1 protein-coding gene is annotated in these 1,964 nt (G+C 74.0%); it reads right to left on the reverse strand.

Annotated features, from left to right (window positions below):
- A partial coding sequence (locus tag HET64_RS38290; RefSeq protein WP_215111827.1) for a polyketide synthase dehydratase domain-containing protein occupies positions 1-1,964 on the reverse strand: 1,964 nt, incomplete at both ends.

The raw sequence follows: 1,964 nt of genomic DNA on the forward strand, positions 1-1,964 counted from the left end.
CGCACCCAGATGACGCGCCACCTGCACCGCCGCCATCCCCACACCACCAGCACCCGCGTGCACCAGCACCGCGTCACCCGCCCGCACACCCGCGAGATCCACCAACCCCATCCACGCCGTCAGGAAGACGAGGGGGACGGAGGCCGCGGTCTCGTACGACCAGGCCTCGGGTACGCGGACGACCATGCGCGCGTCGGCGACGGTCCGGGTGGCGAAGGCCCGCGGGACGATGCCCAGGACCCGGTCGCCCGGCGCGAGATGCGTGACGCCGGGCCCGGTCTCCAGGACGACGCCGGCGGCCTCGTCGCCGAGCCAGGGCGCGGACTCACCCGGGTACATGCCGAGCGCGATCAGCACGTCGCGGAAGTTGACGCCGGAGGCACGTACGGCGATCCGGACCTGTCCGGGCTCCAGCGGCGCGTCCGCCTCGGGGGCGGGGGCGAGACGGAGGGCGTCGAGCGATCCGGCCTTCGCGGTCTCCAGCCGCCAGGGCCCGTCGGCCGGGGGCCGCAGCGTGTCGGAGCCGCCGGCCCGGGCCAGTCGCGGCACCCGCACCTCGCCGCCGCGCAGCCGGAAGTGGTCCTCGCCGGGTGCGACCAGGGCGGCGAGCTCGTGGGCCGGGAGGGTGTCGTCGTCGGTGTCGAGCAGCAGGAACCGTCCCGGGTGTTCGGCCTGAGCACTCCTGACGAGGCCACGCACGGCCGCGTGGGCCGCGTCGTCGCCGTGCGTCACGACGAGCAGGGGGGCGTCGGCCCCGGGGTTCTCGTCGCGCAGCCGCAGGCGGGCCAGGGCGATGGTCCGGTCCACGGCCTCACGTACGCCGAGGTCCCGGGGTACCCGGGCGATCACCAGCTCCGGAGATCGCAGCCCATCGGTCACATCAGTTGCATCGGTTACGTCAGCTGCATCGGTGACGTCGATGGCGTACGCGTCGGACACGCCGGACCCGCCGGGGACCCATTCGGCGACAATCTGCGGCGCCTGGCCACCGCCGGTGCGGACAGCGGGCACCCAGTCGACGCGGTACAGCGAGTCCTGGCCCGCCGACGCCGCGCGTAGCGCCTCCGCCGAGACGGGCCGCAGGGCGAGCGTGTCGACGGACGCGACCGGCTGCCCCGTGGCGTCGGTCATCAGCAACGACACGGCGTTCCCGCCGACCGGGGAGAGCCGCACGCGCAGGAGCGTCGCACCGGTGGCGTGGATCTCCACCCCGTCGAACGAGAACGGCAGCATCGCCCCGCCCTGGGCGTCGACGAGTCCGCCGAGGCCGATGGGGTGCAGGGCGGCGTCCAGAAGTGCCGGGTGCACACCAAAACCGGCGGCCTCCACCCCATCGGGCAGGGCGATCTCCGCGAAGACCTCCCCGGCGCTCCGCCAGGCGGCCCGCAGCCCCCGGAAGACCGGCCCGTAACCAGGTCCTTCCTGCGCCAGCGCGGCGTAGAAGCCGGCGAGTTCGACGGGCTCGGCATCGGCGGGCGGCCAAACGGTGAGGTCCTGTTCCGCCGTGGAGCGGGTCGGGGCCAGCCGGCCGGTGGCGTGGAGGGTCCAGTCGCCGTCGTCGGCGTCTTCCGCGAGCGAGAAGACCGAGACCGGGCGCCCGTCGGTGTCGTCGTCACCGACGACGACCTGGATGCGCACGGGGCCTTCGTCGGGAAGGATCAGCGGGGCCTGGAGCGTCAACTCCTCGACCCGGCCGCACCCGACCTCGTCCCCCGCCCGCACCGCAAGCTCCACGAACGCGGTGCCCGGCAGGAGCACCACACCACCGACCTGGTGATCGGCCATCCAGGCATGGGAGGCGCGGGACAGGAGCCCGGTGAGCACGAGCCCTCTCCCGTCGGCCATGGGGAGGGCGGCGGTGAGGAGGGGATGTCCGGTGTTGGAGAGGCCGAGGCCTTCCGCGTCGCCCGACACATGGGCCTTGGGAAGCCAGTAGTGGCTGCGCTGGAAGGCATACGTCGGCA

It is taken from the genome of Streptomyces sp. McG3 (genome assembly GCF_018619185.1).
GTDB lineage: Bacteria > Actinomycetota > Actinomycetes > Streptomycetales > Streptomycetaceae > Streptomyces.